Source organism: Halorientalis regularis (assembly GCF_023698535.1).
Taxonomy (GTDB): domain Archaea; phylum Halobacteriota; class Halobacteria; order Halobacteriales; family Haloarculaceae; genus Halorientalis; species Halorientalis regularis.
Window position 1 is genome coordinate 77,914 of sequence record NZ_JALJCL010000005.1, and the last position, 18,183, is coordinate 96,096.

At 67.0% G+C, this 18,183-nt stretch carries 22 protein-coding genes; 15 read left to right on the forward strand and 7 right to left on the reverse strand.

Features of this window, described 5'->3' with window-relative positions:
• Window positions 1–52: 52 nt before the first annotated feature.
• Complete coding sequence (locus MU521_RS07800) at window positions 53–862, reverse strand: ZIP family metal transporter (protein ID WP_092690594.1); 810 nt, start codon at window positions 860–862, stop codon at window positions 53–55.
• Window positions 863–1,058: 196 nt separating this feature from the next.
• On the opposite strand from MU521_RS07800, the gene MU521_RS07805 reads away from it, so the two are divergent.
• Entirely contained in the window at window positions 1,059–1,325 is a 267-nt protein-coding gene (locus MU521_RS07805; RefSeq protein ID WP_092690592.1) for a DUF7999 family protein, read from the forward strand.
• Window positions 1,326–1,398: 73 nt separating this feature from the next.
• Here the strand turns inward: MU521_RS07805 and thpR are convergent, their stop codons facing one another.
• On the reverse strand, window positions 1,399–1,956 hold the full coding sequence (thpR, locus tag MU521_RS07810) for an RNA 2',3'-cyclic phosphodiesterase (protein ID WP_092690589.1): 558 nt from the start codon (window positions 1,954–1,956) through the stop codon (window positions 1,399–1,401).
• 108 nt (window positions 1,957–2,064) lie between these two features.
• Here thpR and MU521_RS07815 point away from each other — a divergent pair, with 108 nt between their 5' ends.
• From MU521_RS07815 to MU521_RS07855, 9 genes are all read left to right on the forward strand, one after another.
• Window positions 2,065–2,517 carry a M67 family metallopeptidase gene (locus MU521_RS07815; protein WP_217630125.1) on the forward strand — a complete coding sequence of 151 codons (453 nt, stop codon included), beginning with the start codon at window positions 2,065–2,067 and terminating at the stop codon, window positions 2,515–2,517.
• A gap of 264 nt (window positions 2,518–2,781) precedes the next feature.
• Window positions 2,782–4,347 (forward strand): high affinity choline transporter 1, encoded by a 1,566-nt coding sequence (locus MU521_RS07820; protein ID WP_092690586.1) that lies wholly within the window; start codon window positions 2,782–2,784, stop codon window positions 4,345–4,347.
• 157 nt (window positions 4,348–4,504) lie between these two features.
• A complete protein-coding gene (locus tag MU521_RS07825) occupies window positions 4,505–5,527 on the forward strand; it encodes a phosphate signaling complex PhoU family protein (protein WP_092690786.1) in 1,023 nt (340 codons plus the stop codon).
• A gap of 207 nt (window positions 5,528–5,734) precedes the next feature.
• Window positions 5,735–6,844, forward strand: coding sequence for an agmatinase family protein (locus MU521_RS07830; protein ID WP_092690584.1), 1,110 nt, complete (start codon window positions 5,735–5,737; stop codon window positions 6,842–6,844).
• A gap of 167 nt (window positions 6,845–7,011) precedes the next feature.
• Window positions 7,012–7,770 (forward strand): tetratricopeptide repeat protein, encoded by a 759-nt coding sequence (locus MU521_RS07835; protein WP_092690581.1) that lies wholly within the window; start codon window positions 7,012–7,014, stop codon window positions 7,768–7,770.
• Complete coding sequence (locus tag MU521_RS07840) at window positions 7,767–8,057, forward strand: DUF424 domain-containing protein (protein WP_092690579.1); 291 nt, start codon at window positions 7,767–7,769, stop codon at window positions 8,055–8,057. The genes MU521_RS07835 and MU521_RS07840 overlap by 4 nt, the downstream gene beginning before the upstream one ends.
• An 83-nt stretch (window positions 8,058–8,140) precedes the next feature.
• Window positions 8,141–9,235, forward strand: coding sequence for a mandelate racemase/muconate lactonizing enzyme family protein (locus MU521_RS07845; protein WP_092690576.1), 1,095 nt, complete (start codon window positions 8,141–8,143; stop codon window positions 9,233–9,235).
• Window positions 9,236–9,318: 83 nt separating this feature from the next.
• Complete coding sequence (locus tag MU521_RS07850; RefSeq protein ID WP_092690574.1) at window positions 9,319–9,735, forward strand: acyl-CoA thioesterase; 417 nt, start codon at window positions 9,319–9,321, stop codon at window positions 9,733–9,735.
• Window positions 9,736–9,803: 68 nt separating this feature from the next.
• The gene (locus tag MU521_RS07855; protein WP_092690571.1) at window positions 9,804–11,048 is read left to right on the forward strand and encodes an aminotransferase class V-fold PLP-dependent enzyme; all 1,245 of its coding nucleotides are present in this window, start codon (window positions 9,804–9,806) and stop codon (window positions 11,046–11,048) included.
• Window positions 11,049–11,084: 36 nt separating this feature from the next.
• Here MU521_RS07855 and MU521_RS07860 read toward each other — a convergent pair whose 3' ends face one another.
• The 4 genes from MU521_RS07860 to MU521_RS07875 form a co-directional block, all read right to left on the reverse strand.
• Entirely contained in the window at window positions 11,085–11,285 is a 201-nt protein-coding gene (locus MU521_RS07860) for a hypothetical protein (protein WP_092690570.1), read from the reverse strand.
• A gap of 39 nt (window positions 11,286–11,324) precedes the next feature.
• Window positions 11,325–11,666 carry an AzlD domain-containing protein gene (locus MU521_RS07865; protein ID WP_092690568.1) on the reverse strand — a complete coding sequence of 114 codons (342 nt, stop codon included), beginning with the start codon at window positions 11,664–11,666 and terminating at the stop codon, window positions 11,325–11,327.
• On the reverse strand, window positions 11,656–12,354 hold the full coding sequence (locus MU521_RS07870; RefSeq protein ID WP_092690565.1) for an AzlC family ABC transporter permease: 699 nt from the start codon (window positions 12,352–12,354) through the stop codon (window positions 11,656–11,658). Before MU521_RS07870 ends, MU521_RS07865 begins: the two co-directional genes overlap by 11 nt.
• Window positions 12,355–12,416: 62 nt before the next feature.
• Window positions 12,417–12,620, reverse strand: coding sequence for a hypothetical protein (locus tag MU521_RS07875; RefSeq protein ID WP_092690563.1), 204 nt, complete (start codon window positions 12,618–12,620; stop codon window positions 12,417–12,419).
• Window positions 12,621–12,942: 322 nt separating this feature from the next.
• Here MU521_RS07875 and sufU point away from each other — a divergent pair, with 322 nt between their 5' ends.
• Window positions 12,943–13,368 (forward strand): Fe-S cluster assembly sulfur transfer protein SufU, encoded by a 426-nt coding sequence (gene sufU / locus MU521_RS07880; RefSeq protein WP_092690561.1) that lies wholly within the window; start codon window positions 12,943–12,945, stop codon window positions 13,366–13,368.
• Window positions 13,369–13,602: 234 nt separating this feature from the next.
• Here sufU and MU521_RS07885 read toward each other — a convergent pair whose 3' ends face one another.
• The gene (locus tag MU521_RS07885) at window positions 13,603–14,637 is read right to left on the reverse strand and encodes a PAS domain-containing sensor histidine kinase (RefSeq protein ID WP_139171081.1); all 1,035 of its coding nucleotides are present in this window, start codon (window positions 14,635–14,637) and stop codon (window positions 13,603–13,605) included.
• Between the two features lie 193 nt (window positions 14,638–14,830).
• On the opposite strand from MU521_RS07885, the gene rtcA reads away from it, so the two are divergent.
• From rtcA to MU521_RS07905, 4 genes are all read left to right on the forward strand, one after another.
• Window positions 14,831–15,862 (forward strand): RNA 3'-terminal phosphate cyclase, encoded by a 1,032-nt coding sequence (rtcA, locus tag MU521_RS07890; protein WP_092690555.1) that lies wholly within the window; start codon window positions 14,831–14,833, stop codon window positions 15,860–15,862.
• A gap of 67 nt (window positions 15,863–15,929) precedes the next feature.
• Window positions 15,930–16,319, forward strand: a complete 390-nt coding sequence (locus MU521_RS07895; protein ID WP_092690552.1) for a helix-turn-helix domain-containing protein — start codon at window positions 15,930–15,932, stop codon at window positions 16,317–16,319.
• A gap of 64 nt (window positions 16,320–16,383) precedes the next feature.
• Complete coding sequence (gene thrC, locus MU521_RS07900) at window positions 16,384–17,706, forward strand: threonine synthase (protein WP_092690549.1); 1,323 nt, start codon at window positions 16,384–16,386, stop codon at window positions 17,704–17,706.
• An 88-nt stretch (window positions 17,707–17,794) separates the two neighbouring features.
• On the forward strand, window positions 17,795–18,166 hold the full coding sequence (locus tag MU521_RS07905; RefSeq protein WP_217630124.1) for a hypothetical protein: 372 nt from the start codon (window positions 17,795–17,797) through the stop codon (window positions 18,164–18,166).
• Window positions 18,167–18,183: the final 17 nt, after the last annotated feature.

An 18,183-nucleotide genomic window follows, 5' to 3' on the forward strand; every position in this document is an offset into this window, starting at 1 on the left:
CAACGTACTCAAGGCCGACCGCACAGCATCCGCACCGCCGCCGCATCCTCGCCTACAGAAACGCCAGCGGCACCATCACCGCGAACCCGACGGCGAGGCCAGTAGCCAGTTCCCGGTAGCCACGGCCCGGGAGCCCACTGCCCATCTCCAGGGCCTCGGGCACGAACTCCGAAAGGACGAGATAGATCATCGCGCCCGCGGCGAAGCCGAACCCGGCCGGCAGGAACTCCCGGGCGATCCGCACGAAGTAGAAGGCCAACACTGCGCCGATAGGCTGGGGTAGACTGGAGAACACCGCCCACCAGACCATCTTCCAGTTGGGCACGTCCATCGACCGGAGCGGGATGGAGATCGCCAGCCCCTCCGGAACGTTGTGGATGGAGATGGCGATGGTCATGAACACCGCCAGCAGCGGGACGACGAAGGGCCCGAACGCGAGCCCACCTTCGAGGTTCAACTCGGCGAAGGAGACGCCGACCGCGACCCCCTCGGGGAAGCTGTGGACCGTCAAGATGCCGAGGATCAAGACGAGTTTCTGGAAGTCGGCCTCCTCGTACTGCCTGGGGTCGAAGTGGTGGTCGGAGATGATCCTGTTAGCGACGACGACGAGCACGACGCCCGCCGCCAGTCCGGCGACCATCAGCAGGTAGTCACCCTGGCCGTCGGCCTCGGCCAGCCCCTCCAAGATCAGCCCGAACGTCGACGCCGAGATCATGATCCCCGAGGCCAGCCCCCAGAGACCGACCTGCAACCGGTCGCTCACCTCCGAGATGAAAAAGAACGGGAGCGCACCCAGCCCCGTGGCCAGGGCCGTGATCAGCCCCGCGACGAACACCAGCGTCAGATTCGCGAGCGTTCCCATGGGTGAGCTTCGAACGTCGCCGGCTTAAGAATTATCACGAACCTGATTGTTTTTGGCCGGCCTAAACGGACGACGGAGCGCGTGTTGGGGTGATCCTTAAACAGTCGTAGGGCCTTTCGGGTGTTCCGTAGACATACACGCATTTCTATCACCTAGTACCAAACACTTATATCTCGATTTCGCATTTCACTATTCGATGTCAACGACGAAGGCGACTGGAAGTGGAGAAACGGTCACTATCGTATCGGCGATGGACGAGCGCGGTACCCTGACGGTCACGAAGCCGACGACCGGCGAGACAGTCGAAGTGGTCGACTACGCCGACGAACTGCTCCGGGAGCGCGCGAAGACGCTCTCACCGGGCGCGACGGCGCGGCTGGAGCTGACGCCGACCGACGACGGAACGTACTCGCTCACCCGACTCCTCCCGGGTGGCCCGGCACTGGGATTCGGCGCTGACTGACCGACGCGCCGGCGCGACGGCGTCACGGCGGCAGCCAGGGGTGGCACACTGGCGTTCCTGCACCTTCTCTCGTTCACAACTCGAACCGTTCGACCGTGTGGTACTCGGGCCCCGCGTCGGTGAGGACGCTCTCGGTGAGACGGACCTCGTCGACGCGGAGTTGGCCCGCCGTGGGGTCCCGTTCGCGGACTGTGTCCTGAACCAGGTCTTTGCCGCCGGCGTGCTCCATCCGGGCGAGGGTGGCGTGGGGTGTGAACTCGTGATCCGGCGGTTCGAAGCCCAGCTCGACCAGCCGGGGCACGATAGCCTCGTGGAGTGCCGTCAGCTGGTCGTCCCCGGACTCGACGCCGAGCCAGACGACGCTGATGTACTCCAGTGAGGGGAACACGCCGAGACCGCCGAACTCGGCAGTGAATGGGTCGACATCGGCCTCGGCGACCGCGGTGTCGAGTGTGGCCGTGATCTCGTCGAGGCGGGCGGGATCGGTGTCGCCGAGAAAAAAGAGCGTGACGTGTGCCTGGTCCGGATCGGTGACGTTCAGTCCCGACGCGTCGGCGAACAGGTCCTGTACGTCCGCGACGGCCTCGGCGAGGCCGTCGAGGTCGACGCTGACGAACAGTCGGTTGCCCATACGGGATCCAGTGGCGACGGCGAGTTGAACGTTCGGACCCGACTCGGCACGTGACACGAACGAAATCGTCCTAAGTGGGCCGTCCCAAATCACGCCGAGGACGACCGCGTGGTAGCGCTCACCCGGATCAGACGCGTGACGATCCCGCAGGGACTCGTTCGCGCCGTCGACGAACACGTCGCGGCCGAACACCCCCGGGAGGCCGGCGGCTTCCTGGCCTGTGAGCGCCGCGGCGGACGCCTCCACGCGACCGAACACGTCCCCCTGCCCAACGAGGCGACCACGCCGGAACGACGGTTCGTCGCGACCGTCGACGAGCGCGCCCCACCCGAACCCCGGATCTGCTATCACTCCCACACGTCGGCGTCTACTCCCTCCGGCCTGACCGACATCGACCGCCGGAAGATTCCCGAACGGTACGCCCTCGTCGTGTTCGCCCCGCGCGGAACGCCCCACAGTTACCGGCTGTTCCAGCGCGGCCTGCTCCGCTGGCAGGAACTCCCCGTCGGCCGCGACGGCACCGACCCCGGCGACTGGCACCCGCTCCCGCGACTGTCCTAGCATACCTTATATTTCCCCGGTCGAGACAGGACCTTCCTGATCTGTGCGTACGTCCAGGTATTCGCCATGTGCGACGGGAGTCGTTGCATCAGTACGGGATTCGATATACAATCATATGGGAAAGCCTTTCAGTTGTGATCAGACCCTAATTTTTGTAGCGAAAATGAGCCTGAACGTGGCGCACTTCGGCGATACGATTGGAGAAGTTCGATTTCGAACCGGATTCGATGACGAATCGGGCACCGTGAGACGGGAGGTGGTGGTGTGAGCGTCATCCTCTACGGGGTCGGCGGGGCCATCGTCGTGATGTTGGCGGTCGGGCTGTACGTCTCCCAGAAGATCGAGGGCGACAGCATCAACTACATCGTCGCGGGGCGGGGGTTGATCCTCCCGCTGGCGGCGGCGACGTTGATGGCCCAGTCGCTGGACGCGAACGCGACGCTCGGCAACACCGACCTGGTGGCCGCCGCCGGGTTCTGGGCCGGCGCGGCGTTGCCGATCGGACTGGCGCTGTGTCTGTTCATCACTGGCCTCTTTTTCGCCAAGCCGATGAACCGAATGAACCTCACGACGCTCCCGGACTTCTTCCGGCGCAAGTACGGCCGCACCGTCGAGATGATGGCGAGTTTCATCATGGTCATCAGTTACGCCTTCCTGCTGGCCGGGAACCTCGTGGCCGGCGGCTACCTCTTCCAGACGTTCGTCGGCACCAGCTACGCCGTCGGCGTCGTGTTGATCGCCGCCATCGTGTTCGCCTACACCATCGCTGGCGGCCTGTTCGCGGTCGCGTACACCGACGTGATCCAGGCGTTCGTGGCCTTCTTCGGCTCCATCGGCCTGATCGTCTTCGTCGCGACCCAGTACGGCATCACCATCCCCGACGGGATGGGGCCGATGGCGCTGGGCCAGCTGACCGACCCGAGCCAGGGCGCGTACATCAACCTCGCGACCATCGTCGCGCTGGGACTGGGTGACATCGTCGCTATCGACTTCATGGAGCGGGTGTTCGCGGCCGACAGCCCCGAGACGGCCCAGCGGGCCTGTTTCATCGGCGCGGCCGGTACGCTGATCATCGGCATCCCCTTCTCCATCGTCGCGCTGTCCTCGAGTTCGATCCTCGCCTCGCTCGGGGTCGAGGCCGGCAGCCAGGCGGTGCTGTACGTCCTCCTGCAAAACGCCGTGCCGCCGTGGCTCGCGGCCGTCGTCATCGCGGGTATCGTCGCCGCCTCGTTCTCGACCAGTGACGGTGCCATCCTCGGCACCTCCTCGGTGATGGCCCGCAACATCGTCGGCATCCGGGTCGACGAGGAACACAGCTCGGGCGAGGCCGTGGCGACCGACGGCGGTTCCGGCGGCTTCTTCAGCGGCGAGAGCGACAAACTGCTGAAAGTGACGCGGCTGATGGCCGTCCCGATCACGCTGTTGGGCATCTTCTTCGCGCTCCGCGTCTCGGCGACCGGCATGTTGCTCGTGCTGGCGTTCGACATCATGCTCGCCGGGGCGCTGGTGCCGCTCGTGTTCGGCCTCTACCGGCCGAGTCTGGCGAACACGCCCGCCGCGCTGTCCTCGATGGTCGCCGGGTCGGTCACGCGTCTGGTCTTTTTCGTCCTCGTCCCGACGACCTACGCCTACCAGAACACGCTGCTGTACATCCCCAACGACATCTTCACGGCGTCGTTCGACGGCCTGCCGACGTTCATCGCCCCCGCGGTGAGCCTCGTCGTGTTCGTGGCCGTCGGTTACGTCACCCGCGACAGTTACGGGAGCCGGTCGCTGGACGAGGAGGGCCACCGGACCATCGTCGCCGGCGGTGACGACAGCGACGAATAACACGTTCGTCGATTTGTTCCACCATTTCGTACGTTTTCCTGAACCAGTAATCGCTTATGCCGCGGACCGAAACACGAAATCGAGAATAGATGGACGATCATCGACCGATCAGTTCCAGCCGACGGAGTGAGCGGGCGTGAATCGGGACCCGATCCGGATGAAGCGGAAGGTCCAGCAGTTGGGGTCGTCGACACTCGGCGTGACGGTGCCGGCCGACTGGGTCCGCCACCACGGGATCGAGAAGGGGGACGAACTCATCATGCAACGCGACGAGAGCGGCGGATCGCTGTTGCTCGTTCCCGAGGACCCGACACTCACCGACGAGGAGGCGACCGTCGACGCGGACTCGCTCGGCGCCGACGCGCTGGAACGGGCCATCGAGACTCAGTACGTCCTCGGCCGGCAACTCATCCGCATCGCCGGAACGGAACCGCTGACGGGGCCACAGCGCGACGCCGTCCTCAGTGCGGAACGCTGGCTCATGGGGCTGGGCATCGTCGAGGAACGCGAGACCGAGATCACGGTCCGATGTTCCATCGCGCCGACCGATTTCGAGCTGGCGACGCTGCTGGGCCGACTCTACCGGACGGAGGCCACGATGCGCCGGGACGCCCTGACCGCCCTCCGGGAGGGTGACGCCGCGGCGACCGAGCGGGTCATCGACCGGCAGTCACAGGTGCGGAAACTGTTTTACCTGTTCCTCCGGATCGTCTTCGCGACCTACCGCAACCCCCGGCTCAACCGGGCCGTCGGCCTCGATACCGGCTTCCCGCTGATCGGCTACCGGTCGGCGGTCCAGGACATCGTGTTGATGGCCGACGCCGCCACCGAGATCGCCGCGCTGGTCCGGGACCACGACGTGTCGGCGCTCGACGAGGAGACCGCCGCCCACGTCGACGCGCTCGCGGACGCTCTCGACACGGCCGCAGAGGCCACCCGGACCGCGGTCGTCACACCCGACTACGACACGACCTGTGAGGCCCGGACGGCACTCGAAAGCGTCGACGATCACGTGGCCGAAGTCAACGGCTACCTCCGCGACCGCCGACCCGAGCCACTGCTCGTCCTCCAGCGCGCCGTCGACATGCTCGAACGGAGCGCCCGCCACACCCGGGACACCCTCGCCGTCGCCACCCACCTCGCCTTCCGCGAGGACCCCGACCTGGTCACCGCCGAGTGACTGCCCCACCGGTTTTCCGGACGCTCGCACGCCACCGGCGGCAACCTCTAGGACCTTAATCACCCAGTGACAACCACTGGACCCAGCCGTACATGGGGGACGGTATTACACATCTCAGGGAACGCTTTTGCATACTGGTCGATCACACAGAAACGTCGAGAAAAACGCGACAGACGATTCGCGTTCGAGCATTCAGATACACAAACCATGACCGACGACAGATCAGGCCGCGACATCTACGGCGAGGCGTACGACGAGGCGAACGAACCCATCTTCTCGGGCATCCCTTCCTTCCTCAAACTCCCCGAAGTGGACCGCGGGAACCTCGACGAGGAGGACGTGGACGTGGGCATCATCGGTGCCCCGCTGGACACGGCGACGACGATCCGGCCGGGCACCCGGTATGGCCCCCGCGCGGTGCGGGCCGCCTCCACGGTCCCCTCGCCGCCGTACCAGCACTTCAACATCGAGACCGGTGTCGATCCCTTCGATCACTTCAGCGTCGCCGACACCGGGGACGCGGCGGTCTCGCCGGGCGACACTCGCCAGAGCCAGCTGAACATCGAGGACGCCGTCTACGAGATTAGCGAGCAGGCGACGCCCATCGTCATCGGCGGCGACCACTCCATCAGCTACCCGGATATCAAAGGCTGGGCCGAGGCCAACGGCTACGAGGACGTTGGGCTGATCCACTTCGACTGTCACGCCGACACCGGCGAGGACGGACTCACCGGCTTCGAGTACGACCACGGCGCGTGGGTCGCTCGCGTCTTCGACGACGACCTCGTGACCGGCGAGAACTACACCCTGATCGGCCCGCGCGGGTTCTGGCCCGGGCCGGAGATCTACGAGGCGATGCGCGAGGAAGGCATGAAGTGGTACACCGCGATGGAGGTCGGAAACATGGACCTCGACGACATCGTGACCGACGCGGTCCAGCGCGCACAGGACGGGACCGACGCCGTCTGGGTCTCCTTCGACGTGGACGTGATGGAACCGGCCTACGCGCCCGGCACCGGCGAACCCGAGCCCGGCGGGCTGATCCCCCGGGAAGCCATCTACATGATCCGGGAGGTCGTCAAGGCGCTCGATCCGGAGGACTTCGGCTTCGACGTGGTCGAGGTCTCGCCGGCCTACGACGTGAGCGACACCAACTCCTACAACGGCGGGATCACCAGCGGCTTCGCCAACCGCCTCATCATCGAGGTCCTGGGGAGCATGGCGCTGGCCGAGCAGGGGCTGGAATCGGGCGACCCGATCAAGCCCAAGGAATCGCTCGGGCCGACCGAGGAGACGGAAGCACCGGCGGACGACTAGCGGGAGATTCGAGCGTAGCGACGAATCTCCGAACGAGCGAGCGGGGAGCGCGATGTCTTCGACCTCGGCTCGAACGGACGGAGTCCGTGAGAGAGAGACGACACGTCCTTTTTCGTGTCTGTCCCGTGGACGTAGCTCTTAACCGCCTGCCCGTCCAATCGGTCGGTATGACAGATAGAGAGCCCGACGACTACGAGTTCTCGGAGGGGCAGGGGTTCGAGGACCCATACGACGAGTTCGATCTGGACCCGCCGGAACTCGACGTGGACCCGGACAAGGTCGACCCAATCGACTCCCGGGCGCTCACGGACATGCTCGACGAGCGCAACCTCGCGAGCGACGAGGTCGACACCGAGGAGTTGCTCGACGTGGCGCTGTCCTACATGCAGATCAACCGCTTCGAGCAGGCCGCCGACGCCTTCGAGCGGGTCGCCCAGTTCGCCGACGACGACCGGATCGAACAGGAGGCCTGGACCAACAAGGGCGCGGCCCACGCCGAACTCGAAGAGTACGACATGGCTATCGGCGCGTACAAGGAGGCTATCGACATCGACGATTCGAGCGAACACGCCGCCACTGCAGAGACCAACCTCGCCTACGCCCTCTGGGAGTTCGGCCGTAGCGAGGAGGCCCTGGAACACGCCGAACGCGCCGTCGAGATCGACGAGCGGTTCGCCGAAGCCTGGTACAACCGCGGCTTCTTCCTGCTGGAACGGGGCCTCGCCGAGGACGCGCTGAACGCCTTCGACAACGCGATCCGCCTGGGCGAGCGCAACACCCGAATCCTGGAGGAAAAGGCCCGCGCACTCGAAGAGATGGGCGAGTTCGACCGCGCCAAGGAGGTCGCCCAGGAGGCAGAGGAGATGCGCGAGGAGGCCGAGGCCGACCTCGTCGACGAGCAGCAGCAACAGCGACTCGACGAATGATCCTCAACGAGCGCGAGACCGACGAGGGCCTGCTCGTGTCGGTCTGTGATCCCGACGTACTCGGCGAGACCTTCGAGAACGGCGAGATTTCCCTGACCGTGGAGGCCGACTTCTACGACGGCGAGGAGGTCGACGAGGACGCCGTCGTCGACAGCCTCGCGCGCTGTGCCGTGGCCAACATCGTCGGCACCCGGGCCGTCGAAGTCGCCATCGAACACGGCTTCGTCGAGGAGGCCAACGTCCTCGACATCGAGGACACGCGCCACGCCCAGCTGTTGCGGATGTGACCACCGCCCGCTGTCCACACCCACTTTCCGTCCCTCACCGCTCCGGCTGAACGCTTTTGTGCCCGCCGGGTGGCCCACCTCGCATGCAGATCACCGGCGTCGATCAGCACCACCTAGAACACCAGGCCGGGGGGAGCTTCGAACCGACGTGGATTCCGGGCTACCCGCAGGGCACCCACGAGGTCGAGTTGTTCGAGATCGAGACCGACACCGGGCTGACCGGCTACGGCGCGATGCCGAGTTTCGCCGGCGGGATGGACTTCTCGGAGCCGTTATCGTACTTCCTGCTCGGCGAGGACCCCCACGACGTGGAGGGGGTCCTCCGGAAACTCGACAGCATCAACCTCGTCGGCCCGCGGCCGTGGGGCGTCGAGATCGCGCTGTGGGACATCATCGGCAAAGACGCCGGCAAGCCGATCTACGAACTGCTCGGGGGATCGGCGAGCGAGATTCCCGTCTACGCGTCGACGGGCGAGGTGATGCCGGCCGAGGAGCGCATCGAGTACGTCGGAGACGTGATCGATGCGGGTGTGGGCGCGGTCAAACTCCGTGTGACCGAACCGGACCACATCGAGATCGTCCGTGAGGTGCGCGAGGCCTACCCCGACCTGCCGCTGATGGTCGACGCGAACAAGGGGTGGGCGGTACGGGTGATGGAACACGAACGCCAGTGGTCGTTCCGGGAGGCTCTGGAGTTCGCCCGCGGGCTGGAGGACGTGGGCGACGTCCGCTGGTTGGAGGAACCGCTCCCGCGCCACGACTACGAACAGTACGCCCGTCTGCGCGAGGCGACGGACGTGCCCATCGCCGGTGGGGAGTTCAACGACGGTATTCACCACTTCCGGGAGTTCGTGAAACAGGGGTCGCTCGACGTGTTGCAACCCGACGCCGCGCTGGCGACGGGGATCAAACGCGCCGACGAGGTGGCGGCGATGGCCCGTCAGCACGGCCTCGAATACGTGCCACACACCTGGACCAACGGGATCGGGTTCGTCGCGAACCTCCACGTCATGGCCGCCAACGACTCGCCGTGGTGTGAGTTCCCGATGGAACCGCCGTGGACGCCCGACGTGCGGGACTTCCTGCTCGACGAAACCGTCGATCACGAGGACGGCGTGGTCACCCCGCCCGAGGGACCGGGGCTGGGGGTCGAGATCGACGATTCGTTGCTGGAGTAATGAGAGCGGCGACCGGCGTCACCGATCCGCATGGACGGCAGGGATCGTAACTGAGAGGAGTCTCCGAAGGTTCTCCCGACGCGATGACCGAGTTCGCGTTCACGACGACAGTGCCGATCCGCTACCGCGACATCGACCCCTGGGACCACGTCAACAACGCCGTCTTCGCGACCTACATGGAGGAAGCGCGGGGCGAATACCTCGAACGCGCGTTCGACGCCGAGGACCTCGGGACCCGCAACTTCGTGCTGGCCAACCTCGAACTGGACTACCACGCGCCGATCACCTACGAGGGCGGCGGCGTCGAGGTCGCCGTCCGGGCCGCCGAGATGGGCGAGTCGAGCCTGACGCTGGCCTACCGGATGGCGAAGGACGGGACCCTCGCGGCGACGGGGGAGACGACACAGGTCTACATGGGCGAGGACGGGACACCGACGGCACTGCCCGCGGCGTGGCGCGGGGCGATCCGGGCGTTCGAACCGGAACTGGACCAGGCGTAACCATTGCTACCTAGCAGTACCTGGCAGGACCGAAGGAGTGTTGGGTCCGGAACCCCTCCTAACTGGTAATGGGAACCACTGAATCAGCGCCGCTTTCCGTCGAGGACATCCGGGCGGACTTCCCGATCCTCGAACGGGAGTTCGACGGGACGCCGCTGGTCTATCTCGACAACGCGGCGACGAGTCAGACGCCCGATCAGGTGGTCGACGCCATCGTCGAGTACTACCGCACCTACAACTCGAACGTCCACCGCGGCCTCCACCAGCTCTCACAGGAGGCCTCGATCGCCTACGAGGACGCCCACGACCGCGTCGCGGAGTTCATCGGGGCCTCCGGCGAGCGCGAGGAGATCGTCTTCACGAAAAACGCCACGGAGTCGATGAACACCGTCGCCTACGCCTGGGGCCTCGAAGAACTGGGGCCGGGCGACGAGATCGTCCTCACGGAGATGGAACACCACGCGGCGCTGGTCACCTGGCAACAGATCGCCAAGAAGACCGGTGCCTCGGTCCGCTTCATCGAGGTCGACGAGGATGGCTACCTCGACATGGACCACGCCCGCGAGTTGATCGGGCCCGACACCGCGATGGTCAGCGTCGTCCACGTCTCGAACACCCTCGGGACCGTGAACCCCGTCTCGGAACTGGCCGACCTGGCCCACGAACAGGACGCGCTGATCTTCGTGGACGGGGCCCAGTCGGTCCCGCACATGCCAGTCGACGTCGAGGCAATCGACGCCGACTTCTTCGCCTTCTCGGGCCACAAGATGTGCGGCCCGACCGGCGTTGGCGTCCTCTACGGCAAGAAGCACCTGCTGGAGGAGATGCAGCCGTACCTCTACGGCGGCATGATGATCGAGAAGGTCACCTTCGACGACTCCACGTGGCACGACCTCCCCTGGAAGTTCGAGGCCGGCACGCCCGTCATCGCACAGGGCATCGCCCTCGCGGAGGCGTGTGACTACCTCGACGAGATCGGCATGGAGAACGTCCACCGCCACGGCGAGGCCCTGGCCGAGTACGCCTACGACAGGCTCTCGGAGTTCGAGGACATCGAGATCCTGGGGCCGGCGGGCGACGACCGCGCCGCCCTGGTCTCGTTCAATCTGGAGAGCGTCCACGCCCACGACGTGTCAGAGATTCTCAACGCCCACGGCGTGGCGGTCCGGGCCGGCGACCACTGCACCCAGCCCCTGCACGACAAGCTCGGCGTCGCCGCCTCCGCCCGGGCGTCCTTCTACATCTACAACACGCGGGAGGAAGTGGACAAACTCGTGGAGGCGCTGGAGGACGCCCGGGAGCTGTTCGCCTGAGCGGCTCCGACGCGACCGATTCGGACGTATTCGGAGTTACAGCCGCCGGAACTGGAGCGCCGCGTGGGCGAACAACACGACGGCCACCGCGAAGTACGCGACCGGTGGCAGTCGCCAGTCGAGCGCGCCGGTCGAGCGGCCGACACCGTAGGCCAGCAGTCCGACACCGAGGACGAACACGACTGTCGCCATCGCCCAGCGAACGCCGGAGGCGTCGGTGCCAGAGCGACCGAGCATCGTTCGGGCCGATGACACCATCCGGAATAAGTCGGTCGGTCAGAGCGCCGGGAGGACCAGGAATCGGACGAGCCAGAGCGTGCCCATCCCGGCGGCCATGGTGGCGAAGACGTTCTCCGTACGCCAGGCGACGAGGGCGGCGAGGCCGCCGGCGACGAGTTTGTCGGCCGCGAGGCCGCTGGCCTCGAGCGTGACGAACGCCGGGAGGACCAGCGCCGCGAGGACGGCCGCAGGGACGTACCGGAGCGGGCGTTCGAGCCGGGGCGGAATCTCGTCGAGGTAGCCAAAGAGCCCGATGAAGGAGAGGCGGATAGCGAAGGTCAGGACGCCGATGACGAGGATGACGCCCCACACCAGCGGATCGGCGTAGCTAGTGGCCATCGGTGGCGTTCACCTCCATGGGTCGCTCGGCGAGCAGTCCGGCGACGATGCCGACCGACGCGCCGACCAGCAGGCCGAGGTTGAGCGGGAGGCCGGCACCGGCGACGGCGACGGTCCCGCCGACGAGGCCGGCGACCGTGGTCGGGCCGTCCTCCATCGCGGGGACCAGGAGGGCCAGAAAGACGAGCGGGACGGCGAACTCCAGCCCCCAGGCGTCGGGGACGCCCGTCCCGAGGAGGACGCCGGCGGCGGTGGTGAGCTGCCAGACGACCCACAGCGTGACGGCGACGCCGAGGTAGTAGGCGACGCGGTCGACCGACGCCTCGGCCCGGTAGCTGGCGATGGAGAGGGCGTAGGCCTGGTCGGTCAGCAGGTAGGCCAGACCGGCCTTGACCCGGGCGGCGAACGTCCGGAAGTAGGGGGCGATGGAGGCCGAGTACATCAACATGCGGAGGTTGATGACGACGGCGGTGAGGACGACGACCGAGAGCGGCGCGTCCCGGCCGATGAGGTCCAGCGCGGCCAGCTGGGAGGCCCCGGCGAAGACGATCACCGACATCCCGACGGCCTGCGTGAGGTCGAGACCGGCGTTCGCGGCCGCGATGCCGGCGACGAGTCCGAACGGGGCCACGCCGAGCAAGAGCGGGGCGACGTCGCGAACGCCGCGACGGAAGTCTGCGCGGTTCATGGCTGGGGATACATCTGGGCGTGTTTATCCGTGACTATCCTCGCCGGGGCGGCCGAGCGGAGTCAGTCGTCGGCGTCGCCGCCGCGGCGCGAGACGACCCACAGGAGGATGAGGATGCCTTCGATACGAGCGGCGGTGTAGACCCAGGGGCGAAGTTCGACCTCGCTGTCGTCGGTGACGGCGAGATCCATCCAGAAGTCGACGACTTCGCGTGGGGCGAGCAGTTCGGCGAGACCCAGCAGGGCCAGCGGGAGTTGGAGTGCCATGTGGTCGGCTACGAATGGGGCGGCAAAAACAGTTGACCCAAAGCGAGCGGCCGGGGTGCGGTCGGCGGTGGCACCAGCACAGCAACGGAACTCGCGCACTGCGCGAGTTCCGCTTTTTCGCCACCGAAAGACGCGGAGCGTCTTTCGAGTGCTCACGAGAGCGGAGCTCTCGTGGCATACCGAAAACCTCCGGTTTTCGTGGACACCCGCTCACTCCGTTCGCGGGAACCACGGTTTTGCCGCGGGGGTCGCCACGCGACCCCCGCGGGAAAAAGGTGGCTCGGAAGCCTTTTGCGTCGCACTCGTCTATCAATGAGTACCAATGGTCGGCGGCTCCGATATGTACCGACAGCAGATCCTCGATCACTACAAGAGCCCGCGCAACTACGGGGAGATGGAGGACCCCACGTTCACACACGTCGGCGAGAACCCGATGTGTGGCGACACCATCGAGATGCAGGTACAACTCGACGACGACGAAGAGGCGATCGAGTACGTCGCCTTCCAGGGCGACGGCTGTGCGATCTCGCAGGCCTCGGCGTCGATGCTCTCCGAAAAGCTCCAGGGGATGACGATCGAGGAACTCCAGGAACTGGACCGTGACGACGTGGTCGACATGCTCGGCGTCGACATCTCACCGATGCGGATCAAGTGCGCCGTTCTGGCCGAGAAGGTCGCGCAGGACGGCGCGGACATCTACTTCGGCGAACTGGACGTGGACAAGACCACGACCGAAGACGACGACTGAGCGGGCAAGCACAGCACCTTCTCGCGGACGAGTCTGCGAGCATAGCGAGCAGACGATGGCCCGCGAGAAGCAGTTTTATACTAAATTTTGCGACGAGAGGTTCCCGAAGTGAGCACTGCGAGCGAGGGAACCCGAGGACGTAAAATTTAGGCGCGACATCTACTTCGGCGAACTGGACGTCGAGAAGACCACGACCGAAGACGACGACTGAGCGGCCCGGCGCTGGTTTTCCGGTCAGTTCCGGCACGGATAGCGGATCGTGACGGCAGTGCCATCGTCGTCGTTCTCGACGACGGCGACGTGGCCGCCGACGCGTTCGACGGCCAGGCGGACCATCCACAGCCCCAGGCCGGTGCCGTGGACGAGCGGGGTGGTCTCGTCGTCGCGCAGGGCCAGCAGTTCGCTCTCGGGGATAGGCGGGCCGTCGTCGGTGACGGTGAGTTTGACCCAGGGTTCGTCCGGGGGGACACCGACGGTGACGACGACCTCGGGGTCGTCGGCGTCGGCGTGCTGGATGGCGTTCTCACAGAGTTCCGTCAGGGCGAGTTCGACCTCGGGACGGATGGTGGCCACACCCTCGGAGGGGCGCAGCATGTGGACGTGGGCGTCGGGGTGGCGGTCGTTGAGGTCGCTCTCGACGCGTTCGAGGACGGTCGTGAGGTCGGTCGGTCGCCAGTCGTCCTCCGGGGAGAGGACCTGCCGGATGCGCTGGACCTTCTCGACAAGGCGGTCCCAGCGCTCGGCGATGTCGCGGACCTTCCGGGCGGAGTCCTGCTCGGTCTCGTCCAGTGCGTCGGCGAGCAGGCGGGCGTGACTCAAGACGACGGTCATGTCGTTGCGGAGGTTGTGCCGGAGCAGGCGGTTGAGGACGGTCGCCTGCCGGCGGCGCTGCTCGCGCATCGTGATGTCGACGAACAGAAACCGGGTGCCGATGACGCCGTCGCCGTCCGTTCGTGGCACTGCACGGACGAGTGTGTGGACGACAGTGCCGTCGGCACACACCAGTTTGCGCCGCTCGGTGGCCGGGTCGGCGTCGGCCGCCGGTCGCGCGTCGCCGGCTTCGAGTGTCGCCGCCGACTCGGGCGTGTACACGTCCGCGAGCGGCCGCCCCTTCAGCGACTCGCGGTCGTAGCCCAGCGTCTCGACGAACCGCTCGTTGCACACGTCGATTACCGCCTGCCCGTCCTCGGTGCGTGTGTGGACGTACATCACCGGCAGGTCCTCCAGCAGACACTGCCACTCCCCCGCATCATCAGCCCCCTGAGACATCTTCACGGGTTGTTTTCGATTACTATTATTTGAAACTATCGCGGATTACGAACCGTGTGCCGCTATTTCCCGTCGTGCTACCCACACTGTGCTCGGCAGTTCGTGTCACATCATCAGAAAATTTCTGGACCGGATCGGCTTTTCCAGACACGGGAACGGCGCGTTTTTGCCCGACGGCGGGCTACTGTGTCTCATGCTCGAACTCGACGGCAGGGACGCGGGCGGGGGATTCCTCCGGACCGCGCTGGCGCTGGCGGCCCTGACCGACCGGGCCGTTCGCGTCGAGAACGTCCGGGGCGACCGGCCGGAACCGGGACTGAAACCCCAGCACGCCGCGGCCGTCGAGGCGGTGGCGGCGGTCTGTGACGCGACCGTCACCGGGATCGACCTCGGGTCGGAGACCGTCACGTTCGAGCCCGGCGGGCGGCCGGGTGGGTCGGCGTCGGTCACGGTCGGGACCGCGGGGAGTGTTACACTCGTGTTCGACACTGTAGTGCCGCTGGCGCTGGCGGCGGACGCGCCGATTCGCCTGTCGGCGACCGGTGGGACGGACGTTGCGTGGTCGCCGCCGCTCACGACCTACCGCCGCGTGAAACTCCCACTCCTGCGCCGACTGGGCGTCCCGGTCGCGGTCGACGCCACACGACGCGGCTTCTACCCGGTCGGCGGCGGACGGGCGACGCTCACGCTCGGTCCGGTCGATCCGACACCGCTCGCACTCGGCGAGCGCGGCGACCCCGAAGGCGTCCGGGTGTACTCGGTGGCGAGTGCGGACCTGGCCGACGCCGACGTGGCAACGCGCCAGGCCGACGCCGCGGTCGACCGGCTGGAAGGTGCGGGCCGGACGGTCCAGGAGCGACTGGTCGGCTACGTCGAGAGTGACTCGCCGGGGACGGTCTGCACCGTTCGGGCCGACTACGCGAACGGCATCGCGGGGCTGGACGCGCTGGGCGAGAAGGGCAAGCCGGCCGAGGAAGTCGGACGCGAGCCGGTGGATGCGCTCGATGCCTTCGAGGGCACCGGAGCCGCGGTGGACCGCCATCTGGCGGATCAACTGTTGCCGTTCCTGGCGATGGGAGGCGGGGAGGTGACCGTGCCAGCGGTGACCGAGCACGTCGCGTCTGGGGTCGACCTGCTCGCGCGCTTTGGCTGTGACGTGGCGGTCGAGGAGGGAGCGGCGGGTGGTCGGGTCCGGTTGCGCGGGGACGGACTGGCCGGGAACTGAGTGCCGTCGAGCGGTGAGCCTGGAGTAACTCCTCGTTTTATTCGGCGGGGCGTCCAACTCGGGAGTGATGCCAACGGTCGACCCGCAACCGGACCGGTTTCGCGAACTGATGCTCGACGACGAGCCGGGGTTCGAGGACGTGCTGACCTGTGTGTTCGACGTCCAGCGCCACGAGGCGCGGACGTATCTGGAACTCGCCGAGCGGCCCGAGAGTACCGTCGCCGAACTGGCGGACGTGCTGGACCGGGACCGCTCGAACGTCAACCGGTCGCTGTCGACGCTCCGGGAGAAGGGGCTGGCCAGTCGCAACCGGCGACTGCTGGACGACGGCGGGCACGTCTACCAGTACACGGCGACGCCGGTCCCGGAGGCCCGCGAGTTGATGCACGAGACGCTCGACGAGTGGGCGGCCTACGTCCACGAGCGCATCGACGAGTTCGGCGAAGACGGGGCCTGACGGCCCCGCGAGTCCCGGAGCGAAACCACCCCACTTTTGCGCCGGCGCGCCGTCGTGTCAGGTAATGGCAACCCTCGATCTCGAACTCGGCGGTCCGCAGACGGTGCCCGAGGCCGCCGACGACGGCGTCTGGCTGACCTGCATCGAGTGCGGCGAGACCTTCGCCCCCTTCGACGACGTGCGCTACACCTGTGACGACTGCGACGGCCTGCTGGAGGCCCGCTACGCCGACACGCCCACCTTCGACGACTTCGAGGGCCGGGGCGTCTGGCGCTACAGCGAGGCCCTCCCCTTCGAGGAGGGCGTCACGCTCCCCGAGGGTGACACGCCACTGCACTACGTCCCCGATCTGGAGGACGACATCGGCGTCCGCAACCTCCGGATCAAACACGAGGGGATGAACCCCACCGGCTCGTTCAAGGACCGGGGCATGACCGTCGGCGTCCGGGTCGCCCAGGAAGTCGGCGTGGACCGCCTGGCCTGTGCCTCGACGGGCAACACCAGCGCCGCGCTGTCGGCCTACGGGGCCCGCGCAAACCTCGAAACCCTCGTCCTCCTGCCCGCCGGGAAGGTCGCCGCCGGGAAGGTGGCCCAGGCGAGTCTCCACGGCGCGCGCATCCTCGAAGTCGACGGCAACTTCGACTCGTGTCTCGACATCGTCCAGGACCTGGCGAGTCGGGGCGAGGCCTACCTGCTGAACTCCCTCAATCCGTTCCGCCTGGAGGGTCAGAAGACCATCGGCTTCGAGATCCTCGAACGGTTCTACGAGGACGAGGGGCGGTTCCCCGACCGGATCGTCCTCCCCGTCGGGAACGCGGGCAATACCGCGGCGCTGTACAAGGCCTTCCGCGAACTCGTTCGCAGCGGTGCACTCGCGCCCGGCGACGTGCCCAAGCTCACCGGCGTGCAGGCCGAGGGGGCCGCGCCGATGGTCGAAGCCATCGAGAACGACCTGGCAGACACCAAGCGCTGGGACGACGTCGAGACCCGCGCGACCGCCATCCGCATCGGCAACCCGGTCAACGCGCCGAAGGCCCTGCCCGGCATCCGCAACACGGGCGGGACCGCAGTCGCCGTCTCCGACGAGCGCATCACCGAAGCCCAGCGCGACCTGGCCGAACAGGGCGTCGGCGTCGAACCTGCCTCCGCTGCCTCCGTCGCCGGCCTGCGGAAACTCCGTCTCTCCGGCGAGGTCGACCCCGGCGAGGACGTGGTCTGTCTGACCACCGGCCACCTCCTCAAGGACCCCGAGGCCGCCGCCGAGGCCGGTGCCGACCCCGAACCCGTCCCCAACGACACGGACAAAGTCCTCGACCACCTCGCGGGTAAACGCGTCAGCCTCGACGGCGACGGCCTGCTCGGGAAGGTGCTGGGCGCGCTCCGGTAATCGCCCGACAACACGGCGTCGGCCGCCCGTGTGCCGGGCGTCTGACTGGGCTTTACGTGAGTCGGTGACACAGTTGTACGTCCGCGAGATGACTTCCGACACGACACACGCCGCCCCCGGGGGATCGGCCGACGAGCGGGCCGTGGACGGGATTCCGGCCGCGCCGCCGCCCGATCTCGGGACGCGGCCCGCAACCGGCCGGTTCCCGCGCACCGACACCGCGCGCCTGCGAGCGACCGAACGCGAGATCCTCAGAGCGCGGATTGCCCTGCTGGAACAGCGCGTCGCCCGGAAAGAGCGCGAACTCGACGCGGTGATCGACCGCTACGAGGAGCTTCTGGCCGCGGAGAGCCCCCGGACGCACGTCGACGACGGGGCCGTCGAGATCGAGTTCGAGAGCGACGAGACCGAACCGGGTATCGGTGCACGGCTCCGTGACGCACTGTCGCGAGTATTTTAAAAGAGCTGCGTGCCCGG

Bases quoted from the DNA above. Each gene is read 5' to 3' on its own strand.
- MU521_RS07800 (WP_092690594.1), bottom strand. From the start codon at position 862: ATGGGAACGCTCGCGAATCTGACGCTGGTGTTCGTCGCGGGGCTGATC.
- MU521_RS07805 (WP_092690592.1), top strand. From the start codon at position 1,059: ATGTCAACGACGAAGGCGACTGGAAGTGGAGAAACGGTCACTATCGTA.
- thpR (WP_092690589.1), bottom strand. From the start codon at position 1,956: ATGGGCAACCGACTGTTCGTCAGCGTCGACCTCGACGGCCTCGCCGAG.
- MU521_RS07825 (WP_092690786.1), top strand. From the start codon at position 4,505: ATGAAGCGGAAGGTCCAGCAGTTGGGGTCGTCGACACTCGGCGTGACG.
- MU521_RS07830 (WP_092690584.1), top strand. From the start codon at position 5,735: ATGACCGACGACAGATCAGGCCGCGACATCTACGGCGAGGCGTACGAC.
- MU521_RS07835 (WP_092690581.1), top strand. From the start codon at position 7,012: ATGACAGATAGAGAGCCCGACGACTACGAGTTCTCGGAGGGGCAGGGG.
- MU521_RS07840 (WP_092690579.1), top strand. From the start codon at position 7,767: ATGATCCTCAACGAGCGCGAGACCGACGAGGGCCTGCTCGTGTCGGTC.
- MU521_RS07845 (WP_092690576.1), top strand. From the start codon at position 8,141: ATGCAGATCACCGGCGTCGATCAGCACCACCTAGAACACCAGGCCGGG.
- MU521_RS07850 (WP_092690574.1), top strand. From the start codon at position 9,319: ATGACCGAGTTCGCGTTCACGACGACAGTGCCGATCCGCTACCGCGAC.
- MU521_RS07855 (WP_092690571.1), top strand. From the start codon at position 9,804: ATGGGAACCACTGAATCAGCGCCGCTTTCCGTCGAGGACATCCGGGCG.
- MU521_RS07860 (WP_092690570.1), bottom strand. From the start codon at position 11,285: ATGCTCGGTCGCTCTGGCACCGACGCCTCCGGCGTTCGCTGGGCGATG.
- MU521_RS07865 (WP_092690568.1), bottom strand. From the start codon at position 11,666: ATGGCCACTAGCTACGCCGATCCGCTGGTGTGGGGCGTCATCCTCGTC.
- MU521_RS07870 (WP_092690565.1), bottom strand. From the start codon at position 12,354: ATGAACCGCGCAGACTTCCGTCGCGGCGTTCGCGACGTCGCCCCGCTC.
- MU521_RS07875 (WP_092690563.1), bottom strand. From the start codon at position 12,620: ATGGCACTCCAACTCCCGCTGGCCCTGCTGGGTCTCGCCGAACTGCTC.
- sufU (WP_092690561.1), top strand. From the start codon at position 12,943: ATGGTCGGCGGCTCCGATATGTACCGACAGCAGATCCTCGATCACTAC.
- MU521_RS07885 (WP_139171081.1), bottom strand. From the start codon at position 14,637: ATGTCTCAGGGGGCTGATGATGCGGGGGAGTGGCAGTGTCTGCTGGAG.
- rtcA (WP_092690555.1), top strand. From the start codon at position 14,831: ATGCTCGAACTCGACGGCAGGGACGCGGGCGGGGGATTCCTCCGGACC.
- MU521_RS07895 (WP_092690552.1), top strand. From the start codon at position 15,930: ATGCCAACGGTCGACCCGCAACCGGACCGGTTTCGCGAACTGATGCTC.
- thrC (WP_092690549.1), top strand. From the start codon at position 16,384: ATGGCAACCCTCGATCTCGAACTCGGCGGTCCGCAGACGGTGCCCGAG.
- MU521_RS07905 (WP_217630124.1), top strand. From the start codon at position 17,795: ATGACTTCCGACACGACACACGCCGCCCCCGGGGGATCGGCCGACGAG.